20 protein-coding genes are annotated in these 20,650 nt (G+C 63.6%); 6 read left to right on the forward strand and 14 right to left on the reverse strand.

Translation table 11 applies throughout. The features are described 5' to 3' along the window. Positions 1-172: 172 nt before the first annotated feature. Positions 173-1,192, forward strand: coding sequence for a Fe(3+) ABC transporter substrate-binding protein (locus tag AC04PT_RS18555; protein ID WP_482875276.1), 1,020 nt, complete (start codon positions 173-175; stop codon positions 1,190-1,192). 133 nt (positions 1,193-1,325) lie between these two features. Here the strand turns inward: AC04PT_RS18555 and AC04PT_RS18560 are convergent, their stop codons facing one another. The 14 genes from AC04PT_RS18560 to AC04PT_RS18625 all read right to left on the reverse strand — a co-directional run bounded on the left by AC04PT_RS18560 (position 1,326) and on the right by AC04PT_RS18625 (position 15,402). After that, positions 1,326-2,405 (reverse strand): ABC transporter ATP-binding protein, encoded by a 1,080-nt coding sequence (locus AC04PT_RS18560; protein WP_482875277.1) that lies wholly within the window; start codon positions 2,403-2,405, stop codon positions 1,326-1,328. 12 nt (positions 2,406-2,417) lie between these two features. Then, on the reverse strand, positions 2,418-3,470 hold the full coding sequence (locus AC04PT_RS18565) for a carbohydrate ABC transporter permease (RefSeq protein ID WP_482875278.1): 1,053 nt from the start codon (positions 3,468-3,470) through the stop codon (positions 2,418-2,420). Positions 3,471-3,544: 74 nt separating this feature from the next. Further along, positions 3,545-4,513 carry a carbohydrate ABC transporter permease gene (locus AC04PT_RS18570; RefSeq protein ID WP_482875279.1) on the reverse strand — a complete coding sequence of 323 codons (969 nt, stop codon included), beginning with the start codon at positions 4,511-4,513 and terminating at the stop codon, positions 3,545-3,547. 56 nt (positions 4,514-4,569) lie between these two features. Next, positions 4,570-5,829, reverse strand: coding sequence for an ABC transporter substrate-binding protein (locus AC04PT_RS18575; protein ID WP_482875280.1), 1,260 nt, complete (start codon positions 5,827-5,829; stop codon positions 4,570-4,572). Between the two features lie 3 nt (positions 5,830-5,832). After that, positions 5,833-6,930 carry a Gfo/Idh/MocA family protein gene (locus AC04PT_RS18580; RefSeq protein WP_482875281.1) on the reverse strand — a complete coding sequence of 366 codons (1,098 nt, stop codon included), beginning with the start codon at positions 6,928-6,930 and terminating at the stop codon, positions 5,833-5,835. Continuing rightward, a complete protein-coding gene (locus tag AC04PT_RS18585; protein ID WP_482875282.1) occupies positions 6,927-7,928 on the reverse strand; it encodes a Gfo/Idh/MocA family protein in 1,002 nt (333 codons plus the stop codon). Before AC04PT_RS18585 ends, AC04PT_RS18580 begins: the two co-directional genes overlap by 4 nt. Then, positions 7,925-8,974 (reverse strand): Gfo/Idh/MocA family protein, encoded by a 1,050-nt coding sequence (locus AC04PT_RS18590; protein ID WP_482875283.1) that lies wholly within the window; start codon positions 8,972-8,974, stop codon positions 7,925-7,927. Before AC04PT_RS18590 ends, AC04PT_RS18585 begins: the two co-directional genes overlap by 4 nt. Before the next feature lie 57 nt (positions 8,975-9,031). Beyond that, positions 9,032-9,961 (reverse strand): alpha/beta hydrolase, encoded by a 930-nt coding sequence (locus AC04PT_RS18595; RefSeq protein ID WP_482875284.1) that lies wholly within the window; start codon positions 9,959-9,961, stop codon positions 9,032-9,034. Further along, positions 9,961-10,467, reverse strand: coding sequence for a flavin reductase family protein (locus AC04PT_RS18600; protein ID WP_482875285.1), 507 nt, complete (start codon positions 10,465-10,467; stop codon positions 9,961-9,963). The genes AC04PT_RS18595 and AC04PT_RS18600 overlap by 1 nt, the downstream gene beginning before the upstream one ends. A gap of 14 nt (positions 10,468-10,481) precedes the next feature. Continuing rightward, positions 10,482-11,378, reverse strand: coding sequence for an aldo/keto reductase (locus AC04PT_RS18605; RefSeq protein WP_482875286.1), 897 nt, complete (start codon positions 11,376-11,378; stop codon positions 10,482-10,484). After that, on the reverse strand, positions 11,375-12,529 hold the full coding sequence (locus tag AC04PT_RS18610; protein WP_482875287.1) for an LLM class flavin-dependent oxidoreductase: 1,155 nt from the start codon (positions 12,527-12,529) through the stop codon (positions 11,375-11,377). Before AC04PT_RS18610 ends, AC04PT_RS18605 begins: the two co-directional genes overlap by 4 nt. Before the next feature lie 89 nt (positions 12,530-12,618). After that, a complete protein-coding gene (locus AC04PT_RS18615) occupies positions 12,619-13,716 on the reverse strand; it encodes a Gfo/Idh/MocA family protein (protein WP_482875288.1) in 1,098 nt (365 codons plus the stop codon). A 10-nt stretch (positions 13,717-13,726) separates the two neighbouring features. Then, positions 13,727-14,431 carry a GntR family transcriptional regulator gene (locus tag AC04PT_RS18620; protein WP_482875289.1) on the reverse strand — a complete coding sequence of 235 codons (705 nt, stop codon included), beginning with the start codon at positions 14,429-14,431 and terminating at the stop codon, positions 13,727-13,729. Positions 14,432-14,664: 233 nt separating this feature from the next. Continuing rightward, positions 14,665-15,402 (reverse strand): FadR/GntR family transcriptional regulator, encoded by a 738-nt coding sequence (locus AC04PT_RS18625; protein ID WP_482875290.1) that lies wholly within the window; start codon positions 15,400-15,402, stop codon positions 14,665-14,667. A 71-nt stretch (positions 15,403-15,473) separates the two neighbouring features. Here AC04PT_RS18625 and AC04PT_RS18630 point away from each other — a divergent pair, with 71 nt between their 5' ends. From AC04PT_RS18630 to AC04PT_RS18650, 5 genes are read left to right on the forward strand one after another with little or no spacing between them, the layout of a single operon-like run. Continuing rightward, positions 15,474-16,226, forward strand: a complete 753-nt coding sequence (locus AC04PT_RS18630) for a DUF2182 domain-containing protein (RefSeq protein ID WP_482875291.1) — start codon at positions 15,474-15,476, stop codon at positions 16,224-16,226. A gap of 10 nt (positions 16,227-16,236) precedes the next feature. Beyond that, positions 16,237-16,866 (forward strand): DUF1326 domain-containing protein, encoded by a 630-nt coding sequence (locus AC04PT_RS18635; protein WP_482875292.1) that lies wholly within the window; start codon positions 16,237-16,239, stop codon positions 16,864-16,866. 16 nt (positions 16,867-16,882) lie between these two features. Then, the gene (locus AC04PT_RS18640) at positions 16,883-18,490 is read left to right on the forward strand and encodes an AMP-binding protein (RefSeq protein WP_482875293.1); all 1,608 of its coding nucleotides are present in this window, start codon (positions 16,883-16,885) and stop codon (positions 18,488-18,490) included. Then, positions 18,491-19,597 (forward strand): dimethylsulfoniopropionate demethylase, encoded by a 1,107-nt coding sequence (locus tag AC04PT_RS18645; RefSeq protein WP_482875294.1) that lies wholly within the window; start codon positions 18,491-18,493, stop codon positions 19,595-19,597. 11 nt (positions 19,598-19,608) lie between these two features. Then, positions 19,609-20,595 carry an oxidoreductase gene (locus AC04PT_RS18650; RefSeq protein WP_482875295.1) on the forward strand — a complete coding sequence of 329 codons (987 nt, stop codon included), beginning with the start codon at positions 19,609-19,611 and terminating at the stop codon, positions 20,593-20,595. The last annotated feature ends 55 nt before the right edge of the window (positions 20,596-20,650 follow it).

Genomic DNA, 20,650 nt, shown 5'->3' on the forward strand with positions numbered 1-20,650 from the left:
GCTCGAACGTCGCGGGTTCGCGGAGTTCTGAGACTGCTCCGACCCAAATTCCGACTAAATAAATCAGAAATGCAGCTTATACCCGAGTTTTTCTATCAGAAAGGGTTGAACTGTTCCGGAAGACCTGCAATTCACTGTGTCATTACGTTTCACGAAGCACAGGACACGTCACATGACACCGAAACTCACGCTTCCCGCCCTGCTGATGGCCGCCACCGCGACCGGGGCAATTGCCCAGGACGGCGGTGAGCTGAACCTCTATTCATCCCGCCATTACGACACCGACGAGCGGCTCTATTCGGATTTCACCGACCAGACCGGCATCGTCATCAACCGCATCGAAGGTAAGGCTGACGAGTTGATCCAGCGCATGGTCTCGGAAGGCGCGAACAGCCCGGCCGATGTGCTGCTGACCGTCGATACCTCGCGGCTCGAACGTGCCAAGAACGAGGGCGTGTTCCAGGCAATCGAAAGTGACATCCTTGAAGAGCGCGTGCCGGCCTCGGCACAAGACAGCGACAACCAGTGGTTCGGCTTCTCGCAGCGCGGACGTATAATATTCTATGACAAGAACGACGTGAGCGAACCGCCGCAGACCTATGCCGACTTGGCGGATCCCAAATACAAGGGCATGATCTGCATTCGGTCTTCGACAAACACCTACAACCAGACCCTGCTGGCCTCGATCATCGAGAACGACGGCGAAGAGGCGGCACTGGCTTGGGCGCAGGGGGTGTTGGACAACATGGCGCGTGACCCGCAGGGCGGCGACACCGACCAGCTACGCGGTATCGCCTCGGGCGAGTGCGAGATTGCAGTCGGCAATACCTATTACTTCGCCCGTGCTCTGGCCAGCGAGGTCGACGGGGTGAGCGAACACATCGACACCTTCGGCTGGGTGTTCCCGAACCAGGACAGCACCGGCGCGCACATGAACCTGTCGGGCGGCGGCATCGCGGCGCACGCGCCGAACCGTGACAACGCGGTGAAGTTCCTCGAGTACCTTGCGTCGGATCAGGCGCAGCAGTACTTCGCCGCCGGTAACAATGAGTATCCGGTTGTAGAAGCGGTCGAAATGACGGCAGCCGTGGACCAACTGGGCGCGTTCAAGGCTGACGAAGTCTCGCTGTCAGCGGTGGCGAAGAACCTGCCGAACGCGCAGGAAATCTTCAATCAGGTTGGCTGGAAGTAAGCCGCGGCCGCATTGGACATGATGAGGGCGGTCCGTTTCGGGCCGCCCTTTTCATATTGAGCGCTGCGCGCGCAGGTTTGTTTGGTGGGGGCCGGCCCCCAAACCCCCGGAGTTTACCCGGCAAGATGAAGGGTCAACCGGTGCGCAGGGATTGCTCTGTCTGCGTATCGAAGAGGTGAACTTCCTGGGCTGCGGGCGTGATGGCGATGCTTTCGCCCATGGTCACTGCCGTTTGGCCGGCCAAGTGAAGGGTGATCGGCGTGCCGTTGGCAAGCTGGCCGTAGACATAGCTGTCGCCGCCGAGTTGCTCGACCGAGGCGACCTCGAGCGCGATGGGGCCGTCGTCGGAGGCTTGCAGGTGGTTGGGGCGAATGCCCAGCGTGACCGCTTCGCCGGGGCGCTGCGCGAAACCGGTTTCGGGCAGTTGCAGGCGTTCACCGGTGTCGAGGATCAGGGCGCGACGGTCGTTCTGGTCCACGTGGCCCTTGATGAAATTCATTCGCGGCGAGCCGATGAAACCGGCGACGAAGAGGTTCTCGGGTCGGTTGTAGAGATCGAGCGGGCGGCCGAATTGTTCGAGTTCGCCAAGGCGGAGCACGGCGATCTTGTCGGCCATGGTCATCGCTTCGACCTGGTCGTGGGTGACGTAGATCATCGAATTCTGCAGGCGTCGGTGCAGGGCCACGATCTCGCCCCGCATGCCGACGCGCAGCTCGGCGTCGAGGTTTGACAGCGGTTCGTCGAACAGGAAGACCTTGGGTTCGCGCACCACGGCGCGTCCGATGGCGACGCGCTGACGCTGGCCGCCCGACAGGTCCTTGGGCCGGCGGTCGAGCAGCATGTCGATCTGCAGCATCTTCGAGACCTCCTCGACCTTGCGGTCGATCTCGGCCTTGGGGGTGTTGATGTTCTCCAGCCCGAAGCTGAGGTTCTGGCGCACGGACATGTGCGGGTAGAGCGCGTAGCTCTGGAAAACCATCGCCAGCCCCCGGTCGGCGGCGGGAATGTGATTGACCACCTCGTCGCCGATGGCAATTTCGCCGCTGGTGATGCCTTCCAGCCCCGAGATCATCCTGAGCAACGTGGACTTGCCGCAGCCCGACGGCCCGACGAAGACGCAGAATTCGCCATGCGCGATGTCGAGGTCGATGCCCTCGATGACATCGACCGCACCGAAGGATTTCTTCACGTTGCGAAGTTCGACTCTGGCCATCTCAGCCCTTTCCTATTTTCCGCCGGTCGAGGCGATGCCGGTGGCAATGTATTTCTGCAGGAACATGAAGACGCAGGCGATCGGCAGCAGCGTCAGAACGGTCATGGCCAGCAGGCTGGGCCAGTCGGTCTGCAATTCGCCCTGAAAGGAATTCAGCGCCAGTTGCAGGGTGAAGTTCTCGGACCGCGTCAGCACGATCAACGGCCAGAGGAAATCATTCCAACGCCACATGATGGCGAGGATCGCCAGCACTGCGATGGCCGGCGCGGAGAGCGGCACGATGATGCGCCAGAAGATCTTCCACTCGCTGGCCTTGTCCATCCGCGCAGCATCGAGAATCTCGTCGGGAATGGTGATCATGTATTGCCGGAGCAGGAAGACCCCGGTCGGCGTGGCCGCTCCGGGAATGATGACGCCCCAGAGCGAGTTGAACATGCCCATCTCGGTGACGATCAGGAAGAGCGGCACCAGCACCACGGTCTGCGGGATCATCAGCGTGCCGATGACAAGAAGCAGCACGGTTGTGCGGCCGCGGAATTCGTATTTCGACAGGACGAAGGCGGCCATGGAGTTGACCAGCAGCATCAGCGCCGTGGCCATGACAGTAATAAAGGTGGAATTCCAGAAGAACTGAAGGAAGTTAAAGCGTTCGAAGAGCGAGGTGTAGTTCTCGGTGGCGAAGGCGACGTCTTCGATGGGTTCGAGTTGGCTGGCCTGAAGCCGGATGCGACTGTCGGGGTCCGACGGTAGGACCACCTCGGCGCGGCCGGCGGCGCGGCGGGTCTGGCCAACGACTTCTCCAGCAAGCTCGCCCTCGGTGACGGTGAAGGCAAGGAGCGGGTCGTCGAAGCCGTCTATCTCAAGGGTTTCTTGCGCATAGGGCAGGAATCGCGGCGGGAAGCGGTCAAGCTCGTTCGGGGTCTTGAAGCTGGAGAGCAGCAGCCAGACGACCGGGCCGAACATCAGCAGGATGCCGAGGGTGAGATAGGCATAGGACACCCAATCGGTCCAGTGGAGCCTGTCGCGGCCGCGGGTGGCAGTGAGGAAGGACCATATCCTAGACATGCGGCTGCTCCCTTGGGTGTGTCACGCGGTATTGACACCCGACCACGTGTGCCTTTTGTGCCGGCGCTGCCGGATCAGCCATTGACGTTCCTCCGGTTGACCCACAGTTGCACCAGCGTCAGGACCACCAGCACGGCCGCCACCAGAAGCGACGCGGCAGCGGCAAGACCAAAGAGACGCGGCGCGCCGGCGAAGCCCTCCTCGTAGATGTATTGGATGATGAAGGTCGTCGCCGTCCCGGGCCCGCCACCGGTGAAGGCGTAAATCTCGTCGAAGGTCTGCACGCCCTTGATCAGCGCCAGAACCAGCACCACCAGCATGGTGGGCGACAGAAGCGGCAGGGTGATCCGGCGGAAGGTGCGCCATGCCGAGGCGCGGTCCATGATGGCTGCCTCGTAGACGTCGCGCGGGATTGCCTGAAGCCCCGCCAGCAGGATCAGCGTGTAGAACCCCATGTGCGCCCAGACCGAGATGAAGACCGACCAGCCGAAGGCCCAGTCGGCATGGACAAGCCAATTGACCCCGCCGACGCCGGTCCAGTCGAGGAAGGCATTCAGCACGCCTTCGCGCTGGAGAATCCACTTCCAGATCAGCGCCACCACCACAGGCGACAGCAGCACCGGGAAGAAGAACACCGAGCGGAAGAAGCCGCGCGCGCGGATGTCGCGGTTGAGGATCACCGCGGTCAGAAGCGCGAAGCCCACCATGAAGCCCACCTGTAGCGTTACGAACCACATTGTGTTCCAGACCGCTCGCCAGAACTTGTCCTCTCGGCAGGTATTGGGGTCCAGATAGCTGGCGCAATCGGTCAGCGTCACGAAGTTGCGTGCGCCGATGTAGGGACGGTCGGCCAGCAGCACATTATCGCTGCCGGTGGTGGCGTAGAACACATTGAGGATGACCGGCAGGAAAGCGAACAGCCCGAACAGAATCAGGTTCGGCGCCAGGAACACCCAAGCCAGGCGGTTAATACCTAGCATCCGCTGCAAGGCAAGCATGGGTATCTCGATCACCCGCATGACGGGCGTGATGATCCGCAGCATCTGTCCCTCCCCTTCGGTGGCCCCCCGCGCGGCGATGGCGCGGGGGACAGTCGCGCTTACTGCGCTTCTTCCATGGCAGAGGCGAGGTCTTCGTCCATCCGCGCCAGGGCGTCCTCGACCGACAGTTCGCCGACGATGGCCTGGCTCAGGCGCTCGACAGTGATGCCGAACATGGCGCGGTTGCCGGAATAGCCCTGATAGGCAAAGGCTTCAGGGGCAACGTCCGGCAGGGACGCGGCAAAGGCGGTCAGCGCGTCCTGCGCGGCAGGCGTCGCGCCTTCGAAATCGACACCGGACTTGGCGACGCCCAGATGCGCCGGCAGATTGCGGGTGCGGGCCGCGGCCTCGGCATAGATGTCTTCCTGCGCGAGGAAGTCGATCGCCTTGGCGACGATCTCGGGGTGCTCCGTCTGCTCGAACCCGACGATCCCGGCACCACCGGGCATGCCGGAACAGGCGCCTGCCGGACCACAGGGCGAGCCTACGACTTTCCAGTCGAAGAAGTCCCCGACCTGTTCGTCCATACGGCCTACCTGCCACGAACCGGAGTAGTAGAATACCACCTCGCCGTTGATGAACTCCTGCGCTGCGTCGGCGTAGGTCGAGCCACCCTGGCTGGCCCAGACGTCACGCGCCATGGTGCCATCCTCGTTCCAGCCGACGAAGGCCTCGGCGAAAGGTCCGAAACCCTCGAATGTGCCTTTGCCGTCCTGAACCAGCTTGGCGCCATAGGAAACCGCCGGCCCGGCAACGCGGTGACCCGAGCGGTCGATGGCCATCGGGAAATCGGCGTCCGTCGCTTCGGCCACCTTGGTCGCGGCGGTGGCCCAATCGTCCCAGGTCGCACCCTCGCCCGGCATCTCGACACCGGCCTGTTCGAACAGTGTGGCGTTGACGAAAGGACCTGTGATGGTCAGCTGCGAATGCATGCCGTAATAGCTGTTGCGGTCGCCGACGCGGTACCAGTTCAGGGTCTCGCCGAAGGCGTCGTCCCAATAGGCCGTGTCAATGTGCGGCGCGAGGTCGAGGTAGTATTCGTTCAGACCGCCGGTGTCGGTGATCTTGGCCATGTCCGGCCCGGTGCCGGCGGCAAGCTGCACCGGCAGGTTCTCGACGATGGCCTGATAAGGCACCACGTCGACGACGATGTCGACGCCTTCGTTCTGCTCTTCGAACCGGGTCAGCAGGTCATCGTAGACCTCGCATTCGTTGCCGTCCGAATAGCACATGAAGCGGATTTCCTGCGCCGCGCCAGCGGTGGCGAGAACGCCCAGACCGGCGGTGAGCACCGTGGATGTGAGAATGGTTTTTTTCATGTGTCAGGATCCTCTCTGGTTTCCTGTTGGTTGGTTTTGGGATGCCGGGTCGGGCATCCAGCCGTGGTAGGTTTCTGCGTCACTCTCCAACGGTAGCGCGATACTGGCACCATTCCGGGCAGAGGCATAGATCGCAGTCACCAGTTCGATCGCGCGTCGCCCGTCCCTTAACGTCACCTCGCCCCCGCCCTGCCCGCCGAGCGCATCTGCGACGGCGGAGAGGAAGCCGGTGAAGCCTCCCGACGTTTCCGGCACCGCCTCGGTTATCAGGTCAACCTCGGCTTGAGTGATCGGGGCGCGGGCAATGAAGCGCCAACTCTCCTGCGCGGGACGATAGGGCGAGCGGCCGCTTTCGGCGGTGAGGCCGGCAAAGCAGAAGCGTAGCCGGGTCTCATCGCTGGCCGCCCCCAGCGTGACCGAGCTGGTGGCCAGAGCGCCGCTTTCCATGCGGAAGTTCAGCGCGGCGCAATCTTCGGTTTCGATCTTGTTGACGCGGCTGTCGGTCATGGCGAAAACCTCCGCGACCGGACCCATCACGTGACACAACAGATCGTGGGCGTGGATTGCATGGCTGAGCAGCGCGCCGCCCGCCTCGCCATGCCATGTCCCGCGCCACGGAATCGCGTAATACTGCGCGTCACGGCTCCAGTGGGTTTCGAGGCTGGCGGCATAGGGCTTGCCGGTGACGCCTGCCTCTTGAAGGGCCTTCAGTTGCGCCATGGCTCGGCCGTAGCGGTACTGAAACACAGGGAAAACTCGGCGGCCCGAGGCTTTCTCGGCCTCGATCAACGCATCGGCTTCGGCCAGCGACCGGGTGATCGGCTTTTCACAGATCGCGTGTTTTCCGGCTGACAAGACCCGTTTGGCGACGGGAAAATGCAGGTGCGGCGGCAGGCAGATATCCACCAAGTCGATGTCCGGATCGGCAAGCACGGCGTCAAGGTCGTCGGTCACCGTGATTGGGTCCTTCCCCACCGCTGCGCGCGCCCGGTCGAGGTTGAGATCGCAGAGCGTGGACACCTTGAAGCGTCCCGGCAGGTCGCGATACCCCGCAAGGTGCTCCACGCCGATGCCGGCCCCTATGATCGCGACGCGGATCATTTCGCCTCGGCCATCGCCTGAGCGGTCAGCGCCAATTCGCAGACCTTGAAGACATGCCTCTGCGTCATCGCGGTTTCGGTCCGGTCGCGGATGTCCGCCATAAGCCTGCCAAAGTAGGGCAGCCCGGCGTCGGAGGCATCGAAACGCTCGCACCGCGTGCCGTTGACGAGGATAAGGTGGTCGGTGCCCTCGTGGCCGACGTCAACGTATTTGCGCAGCTCGATGTATCCTTCGGTGCCGAGGATCGTCAGCCGCCCGTCGCCCCAGTTGGGCAGCGCGCCCGGCGTGTACCAGTCAACGCGGACATAGCCGTGGCCCTGCGCACTGCGCAGCGCGACCTCGCCGAAGTCCTGCAAGCCCGGGTCATCCGGGTTGGCGTAATTGGCCACATGGGCCAGCGTCACCTCGGCGTCGGTGGAGCCGGTGAAGAACAGAAACTGGTCGATCTGGTGGCCGGCGATGTCCGTCAGAATGCCGCCATAGGCATCGCGGTCGAAGAACCAGTCTGGCCGCGTCGGACGGTTCAGCCGGTGCGGGCCAAGACCGACAGTCTGGACGACCTTGCCAATTGCGCCCTCGGCCACGAGGTCGGCGGCCATTGTAGCTGCGGGCACTTCGAAACGCTCGGAGAAGTCGATGGACCAGATGCGGCCGGTGCGTTTCACGGTGTCCCTGATCGCGTCCAACTGCTCTATCGTCGTGCAGCCGGGTTTGTCGGACATAACGTCCTTGCCCGCATCAATCGCGCGGATCGCCATGGCGGCGCGGTCGCGTGGAATGCCGGCCAGCAGGATCAGACCGATACTGGCGTCTTCCAGCAAATGATCGGCGCTTTTCGCGCGGGGCACGTCAGGGAACCGTTTGAGGAAACCCTCCTCGGTGCCCGGATGGCCCTCGGTCCACCAGCCGGCGAATTCGGCACCGGCGTCGATCATATTGCCGGCCATGCCGTAGCAGTGCCGATGGTCGATGCCGATGACCGCGAAACGTAGGGTCATTGGGTCACCTCCACAGTGTCGCCGGACCGGGCCGAGCGGATGATGGCATCGATCAACTCGTGGCTTGCCAGCGCCGCCTCGCCGGTGATTGCAGGATCGCGGTCCTCCGACAGCGCGGCTGCGAAATCCTCGATGATGTCCTGATGCCATTCGTGGGTGAAGGCCATGGGATCGGCCCCTCCCCCGGTGCCGCCGCTCGCGCCAAAGCTTTCCTGCCGGCCATCGCGCCAGCGCACCTGAAGGGTCCCGCTTTCGAGATGCAGGCTGGCGCGGTCGAAATGCAGGGTGATTGTCTCGGGCTTGCCGGGAAAGGACGCGGTGCTGGCGGTCAGTGACCCCACAGCGCCACCCGCGAAGGTCAGCCCCGCGACGACGAAATCCTCTGACTCCATGGCGTGAAAACGCGTGGTGGCCGCCATGGCGCGAACGGTCCGGATCGGGCCGGCGAGGCTGAGCGCAAGATCGATGGTATGGATCGCCTGCGAAATCAGCACCCCGCCGCCATCGCGGGCATAGGTGCCTCGACCGGGCTCGTCATAATAGACCTGCTCGCGCCACCACGGCACGGCAATTTCCACGAGGCCGAGCGCGCCAAGATCACCTGATAGGACCAATTCGGCAGCCTTGCGTGAAGCCGCACGCATACGATGCTGAAAGACGATCCCAAGGCGCACCTTTGCATCGCAAGCGATCTGCACGATCTCGCGGGCCTCTTCGGCGCTGCGCCCGACGGGCTTTTCCAGCAAGATATGCTTGCCCGCCTTGGCCAGCGGGCGGATAATCTCGGCCCGGGCATCGGGCGGGGTCAGGACGATGGCGAAGTCGACCTGCGGATCGGCGGCGACCTCCTCGACCGAGGTGTAGGTGCCGACATCCGTACCGGCCCGCTTGGACGCCTCGCCAGCAAGCGCCCTTGCCCGGTCTCCGCTCCGTGAAACGATGCCTGCGAGGGTCACGGTTTCTGACGCCGCGATGGCAGCAACGTGGGTACGGGCCACCATCCCTGCTCCGATCAGCGCTGCGCTTTTCAGTGTCTCCGCGGTCATGTCCGCCCGTCCCTCCACCGGTCCCAGCGACCATCACGCACAATGGTATACCAGATGTCAAACACCCGTCGTCGCCTCGTCCACAGGGGCCAGCGAGCGGCTGAGGAAATCCAGCACCGCGGTACGCATCGCAGGGGTTTCACGGTGACCTTCGTCGGGCTCGATGTGAAACATCAGGGCGTCGGGCGCGCCCGCGTAGGCGGTCTCCAGATCGGCCCGGGCGATGGCAAAGGCCGAGGCCGGGGTAAGCGGGTCTTGCGCTCCGATCGTGATCAGTAGAGGGCGCGGTGCGATCAGACCCGCGATCTGCCCGGTGCGTGCGAGGGTCAGCAGTCCCGGTATCGTCATGTAAATCCCGTGCAGGTCATGGGCATCCTGCGTCATTAGTTCATCCAGATCGGAGAAACAGCAGAGGGCCGAAGTCGCGCGGATCCGCGGGTCCAGCGCGGCCAGCCACCATGCCAGGGTGCAGCCCATCGAGAAGCCCATGGCGCCGATGCGGTCAGGGGCGATCCCCGGATGCGAGTTGAGGAAATCGACGCCCGCGCGCAATTCCACAAGCATCTGGCCGAACAGCGTGTCGCCGCGCCACAGGCAGGCCTTGGCGCGAGCGGATTCCGACGGCGTCTGGCGGGTACCAAAGCAGGGCAATTCGATGCAGAGCGCCGCGATGCCGAGCTTCATCAGGTCGCTGGCATAATTGGTTTGCAGCGAGCTTCGACCCTGAACCAGCTCATCGCGGCCCAGTTCATACCTGTTGCCATGGGCGTGGGCGTAGATAATCGCTGGTACCGGGGGGTGCCTGTTTGGCGGACGGACAAACCAAGCGGGGGCGGTTTCGCCGTCCGCGAAGGAAAAAATCACATCCTCAAGCACCCAACCGTTGAAGTCCTGCTGACCGCGCGAGGTGACCGAGGCAGGCAAGGCCTCGGCAAAGCGCGGGCCGAGCAACGCGGCCAACCGGTCAGGAAGCCGCGCCGTCTCCATCAGCGCTGGGGGTCGAAGCGGCCGAAACCGCTCTGATAGCAAAGCAGCGGGGCGCCGTCGCGGAACGCCGCGCGCAATACACGAACGACGAGGATACCGTGATCGCCCCCATCGTATTCCGCGTAGGCCGCGCAGTCGAACCGAGCGAGGCAACCGTTCAGGACAGGTACGAAGTTGGTGTCGCGCTGCCAATCGGCCTGATCGAAGGCTGAGGCCGATTTGGCGAAATTGTTGCAGAGGTCAAGCTGATCAGCACCTAGAATATGGATCGCCATGTGCTGCGCCTTCGCGAAATGCGGATATCGGCGCGAAGTGCGGGCCGCCGACCACAGCACCAACGGCGGGTCGAGCGACACCGAAGAGAAGCTGTTGATCGTCATGCCGACGGGACCGTCATCACCCTCGGTGGTGACCACGGCGACCCCGGTGCCGAAGCGCGACAGCGCGCCGCGCAGGGCACGGCTGTCTTCCGGACTGGGCGTCTCATTGGGGGTAAAATGAGCCATTTTCTCTTGCAGGCTCATGGCACCTCGCTCCCCATGGCGGCGGTCAGGACCTCGAACCAGGTCTCGCGGTCCATGGTGACGGTCTCCGCCTGACCAATGGCGCGAATGCGGTCGAGGTTGTTTGTGCCCAGCACCGGCGCGATCCCCGCCGGGTGCGCCAGCAGCCAGGCCACGGCGACGGCGGCAGCGTCGGTGCCCTGATCCTGGGCGATCCGGTCCAGCACGGCGCGGACCGACAGGCCATCTTCTGCGTAAAGCCGTCCGCCGCCCAGCGGCGACCAGGCCATCGGGTGAATGGCGCGTTCCTGCATCCAGGCGACTTCGCCGTCGAGGAAGGGTGCGGGGTGCAGCACGCTGGCCTCGATCTGGTTGGTCACCAGCGGCGTCTTCATCGCCGATTGCAGCAGGGTCCAGTCGTTGAGGCGAAAATTCGATACGCCCACGTGGCGAACCTTGCCGGAGGAAACGAGGCCATCCAACGCACCGCCGGTTTCGTGGTGGTCCATAAAGGGATCCGGGCGGTGGATCAGCAGCAGGTCGATGCGGTCGGTCGCCATGTTGGTCAGTGAGGCTTCGACCGATGCGGTGATATGCGCGGCCGAGGTGTCATAATATTTGACCCGGCGATCGGCATATTTCCCGATCGGCGCGACGATGTCGCACTTGGTGACGATCTCGATGCGGTCGCGCAGATGGGGCGCCGCCTTGATCGCTGCACCCAGCACGGCCTCGGCCCCGTAATCGCCATAGATATCGGCTTGGTCGATGGTGGTGATACCTTGCTCCAGGCAGGCTTCGATCTTGGACTGAACGTGCCCGGCAGAAGTGTCGCTGTCGTCGGCCACCCGCCACATGCCATAGACGATGCGCGAGATCGCGAGAGTGTCGCCAAGGGACAGACGTTGAGTCATTTACGGTCTCCTGCGCCGAGCGGCGTCTTCGGTGTCTCGGACGGCACACGGCCGTATTCGTGTGGCAGCGAACATGTCTTGAGGTGCGGCATGACCAGTTCGCCGAAGTGCTTGCATTCATCGAGATGCGGGTAACCCGAAAAGATGAAGCTGCGCATGCCCATCTTCTTGTATTCCTCGATCTTCGACATGACCTGATCGACCGAGCCGACAAGCGCCGCCCCGCAGCCTGACCGTGCGCGGCCGATGCCGGTCCAGAGGTTCGGCTCCACGTAGCCGAATTGGTCGGCCAGTTCACGCGCGCGGGCCTGATGCGAGACGCCCAGTGATATGCTGTCGTGCGCCCGGTCGCGGATCAGCTTGCCATATTCATCGTCCAGCTTGCTGACCAGATGATCGGCGTAGTCGCGGGCCTCGGCCTCGGTCTCGCGAACGATCATGTGCACTCGAAGGCCATAGTCGAGGGTGCGCCCGTGGCGTTCGGCGACCGCATTGACCGCCTTCATGCGTTCGGCCAGATCCTCCTGCTTTTCCGGCCACATCAGGTAAACGTCGCAATGCTTGCCGCACAGTTCCAGCGCGTCGGGGGAATAGCCACCGAAGTAGAGCAGAGGGCCGCCAGTCTGGTAGGGCTTGGCGGGGTCTGTCGTGACGCCGTCGAATCTGTAGATTTCGCCTTCGTAATTGATCTCGTCTTGCGTCCAGGCCTGTTTGAGGATCTCGACCACCTCGTGCGAGCGGCGGTAGCGGTACTTGCTGTCCTCGCGCTGACCAGGGAAGTCGGAAGAGATGATGTTGACCGTCAGCCGGCCCTTGAGCATGTGATCCAGCGTCGCCAGCGTGCGCGCCAGCATGATCGGCTGCATCTCGCCACAGCGCACGGCGGCCAGCATGTTGATCCGGTCTGTGATCGAGGCACAGCCGGCGACAAAGCTCAACGTGTCTTGGCCCACCTGATAGGACGAGGGACACAGGATGTTGCGGAAACCATAGTCCTCGGCGGTCTTGAGAATGTTCGAGCAATGCTCCCAGCTGGAACGAAGGTCGCCATCAGGCTGGCCAAGAAAGCGGTAATCGTCTGCGCAGAGCGCGGCGAACCACGACACTTCGGCGGCGTCGAGGTCGGCGGATGTGACCGGAACGATGGTCATGGGTGAAGCTCCTGCAGCGGGCGGCGTGGGCGGCAAACTAGGGCAAAGCCAAACCTATATCAATAGTGTATCAATTATGCGGTGTGCGGTCAGAGTTTCAGCTCTACGGTCTGCCCCTGCAGGATCGAGTTCTGCGCTGCCTGCCCCATGAGCACGGAAATTAGCCCGTCGCGAAGGCTGACGTCAGGGGTCTGCCGCTCTCCGCGCACCAACTCCAGAAACCTCTGGTGCTGGTAGAAGGTAGAGCCATTGTGATCGCCTGCCTCCAGCAGCGTGGGATCGACAGGAATGTCGCGGGATTCGGGGCCTTTGGGATGGCGCGGGCTGACGATAAGCTGCGGTACTGGCGGCGGACCGAGATCCTTGGGCCAGAACCGGCCGGGGCCAGGCACCAGTGCCTCGATCTTGCCCAAAGGGCCGACTGCGCTAACCTCTTCCTGATAGCGCGCGCCTTCGGCGAACATGCAGAGCTCAAGCAACGCGCGAGTGCCGTTGGCGAAGTCGACAATGACAAAGCCGTGGTCGAAGATATCGGGACGCTGACCGTCGTAATCCTCGTCCATGTGGTTCACCGCCTGCCCGCCCGAAGCCATGATGCGCACCGGCTCGGATTTCAGGATCAGCCGCATCAGGTCGAAGAAGTGGCAGCACTTCTCGACGAATGTGCCGCCGGTGAAACGATTGAACCGGTTCCAGGCACCGACTTTGTGCAAGAACGGGAAGCGGTGTTCGCGGATAGTCAACATCCGGACACCGCCGGTGGCCTGTTCAGCCTCGGCCAGCAGCGCGGCGATCGGCGGCATGTAACGGTATTCCATCGCGACCCAGATCGGCGCAGGGTAGCCTCTTATCAGGGTTTCGATGTCCGGCTGGTGCAGCGGGTCGGTAAATAGCGGTTTCTCGACCAGCAGCGGCAGGGGGTTCCGCATTGCGATCAGCTGCAATTGCTCGACATGGCGGAAGTTGGGGCTGGCGATCAGCAGGCAGTCAAGCCCCGGGGTATCGAGCACAGCGTCGAGGCTGTCGCAAAGCACAGCGTCAGGCGCAAGGGACTGCGCGGCGGCTGCCATGCCGGGATCCGGTTCGTATATCGCAGCGACCTCGGCGGCGTCGAGCAGCGCGATGTTGCGCAGGTGCTCCTGCCCCATCATGCCACAGCCAATGACGCCATAACGGGTCGTGGTCATGTCGGAATCCTCATATCATGCGTTGCACGTATTGCGCGGCCTCGGTGTCAAACCAGGTGCGGGAAAACTCAACCGGCTCGGGGCGCTGGCCCCAGCTGAAGCGCTCGACAAAACCGGTGACCATACCCGGCCTGGGGCCGAACCGGGCCGGCGCCCAGTCGGGCACAGGCGCGATGGTGACGCGATCCTCGGCGCGGGTGATCCAGAGACCCAACTTTAGCCGGTAATGGCGATAGAGCGATTCCGAGATCTGGTGCGCCTCGACCTGCCCGACATCCGCGTCGAGCCAAATCTCCTCGACCGCAACGGGCCGACCGCCCAACAGGCGCAAGCGGCGAACGCGGGTGGCCTGCTCCGACGTGCCCCATGAGTGATCTTTCCCGGTCAAGTCGACCGAGAGCAGCTCGGCCGTGGGTAGCCCGCCCCCTTCGCGCAGTTCCAACCGGAACATCGAATATTCCCCGGCTGAAACCTGTCCGTGCCGCGCGCGTATGTAGTTGCCCGACCCCTGAATACGCTCCAGCAGGCCCTTCGCTTCAAGTTCTGCCAGTGCCTTGCGCAAAGTGGTGACCGAGGTGTTATGCAGCCGAGCCATGTCGCGCTCGGGCGGAAGGCGTTCGCCGTCCACCAGCCGGCCTGCCGCAATCTCGCGCATGAGGAACTCGCTGATCTGCAGGAACAGCGGCAAGGCTTGGGTGCGGGTGGGCGTTGTCACAGCGGGTAGGGTCCGGATCGGTGAATTGATATGCTATTGCTTTACACCGAAGCGCGCTATGAGCAAGGTAAAACAGTCTGGAAGGTCGTGGCCTTGAACCTGTCGAGGCGGACGGCAATCGCCCACCTGTCCAGAACGGGACACATGCCCCTGGAACGACCTTGGGCTGAAACCCGGATCAGGCTTGGAGCCGCAAATCACTCGAGGACATCGTCACGAAGCCTGAGACGATGTTACTCCGTCCGGGCCTTGCGCGCCGCAATGAAACCCTGTCCCAACTCCAGCGTATACAGCTCCAGGTCGGAAAGCGCCTCATCCGCCTGCGCCGCATCGCGGGCCTCGACGGCGTCGGTCAGCCGCGTATGCAACCCGACGATCTGCTCGCGCGAGCGGGCCGAAAAGGTGATCATGTTCATCAATGGCTGCATCGCCTCCACCGCCCCCGCCAACTGATAGGACAGGATCGGATTGCCCGCGGCGTCCACGAGCCGCCGGTGCAGCGAAACGTCTGAGGCGCAGAAATCCTCGTCGCTGAGACCTTGGGTTCCCTGACGCGCGATCTCGGCGCGCATCGCGGCGACGTCTTGTTCACCGCGTCGTGCGCAGGCCAGAGCGGTGCAGGACTTCTCCATGGCGTAGCGCGCTTCACAGGCCACTTTGAAATCGACCTCGTTGATTGACAGCAGCAGGGTCGAAGTGGTTGCGTGTAGCGTTTGCGCCTCGGCGTAAGAAAGCCGGCGAACAAAGGCCCCACCAAATGCACCGCGCTCGGTCCTGATCAGCGATTGCGCCGCCAGTCGCTTAAGCGCCTCACGCACTGTCGGACGGGATACCGCAAAGGTTTCGGCAAGGTCCGATTCGGAGGGCAGACGGTCGTCAGCAGTCAGTTCGCCCGAGAGAATCGCGTCTCGAAGCGATTTCGCGATTTGTGCCGGAAGGTCAGGCCCTTGATTTCTAGGTGCTTTTTTCATTTGTCTTACATTTAATTGTCAGGCATTTTATACCCTGACACGGGTGTCCGTGGCAAGGCGCAGGGAGAAACATGCTGGCATTGCGTGGCATATCGGTCGGCCGAGGGCACTGGATTGCCTTTTATTCGGGCCTTTTGCTGGCCTGGGCCGCGCTTTTTGCCATGGCGGTGCCACCCGAGCTGCGTGCGTTGGAGGCGAGCTACGGCGGCGGTTTGATCGAGGCGCTCTGCGGCGGATTGCTGGGCGCTTCGGGTTTCACGCCGGCCTTCGTGATGTGGGCCTTGATGAGTGCCGCAATGATGGCGCCGACCGCCCTGCCCGCCTTGCGCACTTACGATGATCTGGGTCACGTGACCTCGACCGGGTTCGGCGCTCTGACCGGCGGTTACTTGGCTGTCTGGCTGGGGTTTTCCGTGGCTGCGGCGGCGGCCCAGGTGGCGCTCTACCGGGTCGGGCTGATCGGGACACTAGGACAAAGCCTGTCTGTCTGGTTGACCGCGGCGTTGCTGATCGGCGCGGGGGCTTGGCAATTTACCGACACCAAGGCTGCCTGCCTGTCGCGCTGCCGAGCGCCCCTGACGTTCTTCATGCAGCATTGGGAGGAAGGACCCTTCCGCAACGGCCTTCGGCTGGGGATCGATTGCGTCGGCTGTTGCTGGGCGCTGATGTTGCTGGCCTTTATCGGCGGCACCATGAACTTGGCCTTCATGGGGCTCGCCATGGTGCTGATGACATTGGAAAAACTGCCCGACTTGGGGCGGTATCTGACGAAACCGCTGGGCGTTGCGCTAATTGGCGCGGGCCTTGCACTACCGCTGTTCTGAGGGAGGACACATGCCACTCGACGCCACAAAGATTCCCGACTGGTCCATCAAGGGCGAGTTGATCCTGAACTGCAATTGCACGGTGTTCTGCCCCTGCGTGGTCAGCCTCGGCAAGCACCCGCCCACCGAGGGTTATTGCCAGGCCTGGGTCGGCATCCGCATCGACGAAGGCCAATACGGCGACGAGTCGCTGTCGGGCCTGAACGTCGGGCTGATCATGGACATCCCCGGCAACATGGGACGCGGCAACTGGAAGGCCGCCGCCTATATTGACGAGAACGCCAGCGAGGCCGCCTATGAGGCGTTGGTCAACGTCTTCTCTGGCGCGGCACGCGGCACGACGGGGCTGTTCGGGATGCTGGTGTCCGAGTTCCTTGGCGCCGAGCGCGCGCCCGTGACCTTCGAGACCGAAGGCAATGCGCGGCGCCTGATGGTCGGCAAGAAAATTCAGGGCGAGGTGGTGCCGGTCACCAACTCCGAGGGCAAGGAAACGGTGATTACCAACACCGATTACTGGATGGGCGCCGACATCACCGTCGCCACCGCCACCAAGAGCCGGGTACGGGCTCATGGTCGGGTCTGGGATTTCGACGGCCGCTCGGCCGAGATATGCCAGATCGACTGGCGCGGACCACGCTGAAGCCGGGAGGCAGGAGATGCAGCAGCATTTCGACGCGTTAGAAGCGGGAGCGGCCAATCATGTGCCGCTCTCACCGGTGTCGTTCCTGACGCGGGCGGCCTTGGTTCATCGCGATCATACCGCGACTATTCAGGGGAACGTGCGCCGGACCTGGGCCGAGGTTCACGACCGAGTGCGGCGCTTTGCCGGTGGGCTGTCGGCGCGGGGCATCGGATTGGGCGACACGGTGACGGTGCTGGCGCCCAACCTGCCGGAACTGTTCGAGGCGCACTTCGCCGTACCGATTGCGGGGGCGGTGCTGTCGGCGCTGAATACGCGGCTCGAGGCAGCGACGATCGCCTATATCCTTGACCATTCGGACAGCCGGCTGATCCTTGCCTCGACGGATATGCTCGGATTGGTGCGGGAGGCTCTCGATCAGGCCGAGAACCGGCCGGAGGTCATCGAGATACCTCTGCCCGGCACGCCCGTGCAGACCGAAATGACCTTTGCCGACCTGCTGGGCGATCCGCTGGAGGGCGACGGGTTGCCGTCCGACGAGTGGCAGGCGATGGCGCTGAACTATACGTCTGGCACGTCCGGGCGGCCCAAGGGCGTGGTCTATCACCATCGCGGCGCATATCTGATGGCAATGGGGACGGTCGCGGCCTGGGCAGTCCCGGCCCGGCCGGTCTATATGTCCGTGGTGCCGATGTTCCATTGCAACGGCTGGGGGCATCCCTGGATGCTTGCCATTTTGGGCGGCACCATGGTGTTCCCGGCCTCAAATGCGCCCGAAGACCTTGTCGCCGCGATCGAGGCCGAAGGCGTCACCCACTTCGGCGCCGCGCCCGTGATCCTGCAAATGCTGGCCGAAAGCGAGGCCGCGCCGAAGACACCCTTCGATCCGCCGCTCAACGTGATGACAGCGGGTGCCCCCCCGCCCCCGGCCATTTTGGAGCGCATGGCGGCGCTCGGGGCCGAGGTGATGCATGTCTATGGGTTGACCGAAACCTATGGCCATATTTCGCAATGCTTGCCGCAGCCCGCATGGGCCGAGCTTGACGCATCGACGCAGGCCAGCCACCGCGCACGGCAAGGCGTGCCGCTGCCAATGGTCGAGGGCGTCGCGGTCATAGACCGTGCGACCGGTAAGCCGGTGCCGCGTGACGGCGAAACCCAGGGCGAGATCGCCATCCGCGCCAACACCGTGATGAAGGGCTACTACAAGAACCCCGAGGCCACGGCGGACGCGATGCAGGATGGCTGGTTCTGGTCAGGCGACGGCGCGGTTGTGTTCGACGACGGTTATATCCAGATCCGCGACCGGCTGAAAGACGTGATCATCTCTGGCGGCGAGAACGTCTCTTCGGTCGAGGTTGAGGCGGTGCTATATCGCCACCCCGACGTGCAGACGGCTGCCGTCGTGGCACGGCCGCATGACAAATGGGGCGAAGCGCCCTGCGCCTTCGTCGAATTGCGGCCGGGCTCGCAGGCCGACGAGGCCGGCATCATCGCCTTCTGTCGAGAGCATCTGGCCGGATTCAAGACCCCCAAGTCAGTGATCTTCGAGGCTATCCCCAAGACCTCAACCGGCAAGATACAGAAATTCCAACTCCGCAACCGCATCAAGGAACTTGGCTGAATGGCGCTCATCACCCCGTCCCGCCGGACTAGGCGCACCCCATTCTCCGAAGGGGTCGAGGCTGCCGGCATCAAGGCTTATACGGTCTACAATCACATGCTGTTGCCGACTGTCTTCCGGTCCATGCAAGAGGATTACCGGCATCTGAAAGAGGCGGTGCAAGTCTGGGACGTGGCCTGCGAGCGCCAGGTCGAGCTGCGCGGGCCGGACGCCGGGCGGCTGATGCAACTGCTCACGCCGCGTGACCTGCGTGCGATGGAACTGGGGCAGTGCTACTACGTGCCGATCGTCGACGAGACCGGCGGCATGCTGAACGATCCGGTGGCGGTCAAACTTGCGGAGGACCGCTGGTGGATTTCGATCGCCGACAGCGACCTTCTCTACTGGGTGAAGGGTCTGGCCTATGGCTATCGGCTCGACGTGCTGGTGGATGAGCCCGACGTCTCGCCGCTTGCGGTTCAGGGGCCGAAGGCGGACGACCTGATGGCCGCTGTCTTCGGTGACGCCGTGCGCGACATCCGCTTTTTCCGCTACGAAAAGCTGGATTTTCAGGGGCGCGACCTTGTGGTGGCGCGCTCGGGTTATTCAAAGCAAGGGGGGTTCGAGATATACGTCGAAGGCGCAGACATCGCCATGCCGTTGTGGAACGCGTTGATGGAAGCGGGCAAACCGATGGACGTGCACGCAGGTTGCCCCAACGGGATCGAGCGGATTGAGGGCGGCCTGCTGTCCTACGGCAACGACATGACCGACGACAACACCCCGCACGAATGCGGACTGGGCCGGTTCTGCAACACGCAGACCGCCATCGGCTGCATCGGGCGCGACGCGCTGCTACGGGTGGCGGTTGAAGGACCGGTCAAGCAAATCCGCCCGATCGAGATCGGTGGTGAGCCGCTCCCCGGCGGCTGCGACCGCTTCTGGCCGCTCAAGGATGGCGACGCCGTGGTGGGCCGCGTGTCCTCGGCCGCTTGGTCGCCGGACTTCGGGGTCAATGTCGGGATCGGCATGGTCCGCATGACCCATTGGGACCCTGGAACCGGACTTACGGTCGAGACCCCCGACGGCGCGCGCCCCGCCACCGTCGAAGCGAAATTCTGGAACTGAGGAGAGACCACATGATCAAGGCACTGCTTGTCGAAAAGAACGACGAGGGCAAGACATCCGCCAGCGTGACCGAGGTCAGCGAAGACCAACTGCCCGAAGGTGACGTGACCGTCGCGGTGGAATACTCCACCGTGAACTACAAGGACGGGCTCTGCATCGGGCCGGGCGGCGGGCTGGTCCGCAACTATCCGCACGTGCCGGGCATCGACTTCGCCGGCACTGTCGAAAGCTCGGACGACGACCGCTACAAGCCCGGCGACAAGGTTGTGCTGACCGGCTGGCGGGTGGGCGAGAACCGCTGGGGCGGCTATGCCGAGAAGGCCCGCGTCAAGGCTGACATGCTGGTGCCGCTGCCCGATGGGCTCGATACCCGTCAGGCGATGGCGGTGGGCACTGCCGGTCTGACCGCGATGCTGGCGGTGATGGCGCTTGAGGATCAGGGCATCAAGGACGGCCCGGTGCTGGTCACCGGCGCGGCGGGCGGCGTCGGCTCTGTGGCGACCGCCCTGTTGGCCAAGCTGGGGCACGAAGTGGCGGCCGTAACCGGGCGACCCGATCAGGAGGATTACCTCAAGGGGCTCGGCGCGGCCCGCATCGTGGCAAGGGAAGAACTGACCGAGGTGACGAAGAAACCGTTAGAGGCCGAGGTCTGGGGTGGCTGTGTCGATGCCGTGGCTGGCGCGATGCTGGGCCGGGTGCTGAAACAGATGCAGTATGGATCGTCCGTTGCGGCGATCGGCCTTGCGGGTGGCGCGGCCATCGAGGGCGCACTGATCACGCCGTTCATCCTGCGGGGCGTCAACCTGCTGGGTATCGACAGCGTCATGCAGCCTTATGACAACCGCGTCCGCGCCTGGCAGCGCATCGCTCAGGACCTACCGATGGACAAGCTGGAGGCCATGGTGCAGCCCGTAACATTGTCCGACCTGCCGCAATTGGGGCGTGATATCCTCAAGGGGCAAGTCAAGGGGCGCGTCGTCGTCGACGTTAACGCCTGACCGGCGAGAAAATCGGTTCGGACGGCTTGGGAGGGCCGTTCGGACCCCCAATGGA

This window comes from Litorisediminivivens sp. KMU-197, assembly GCF_056858395.1.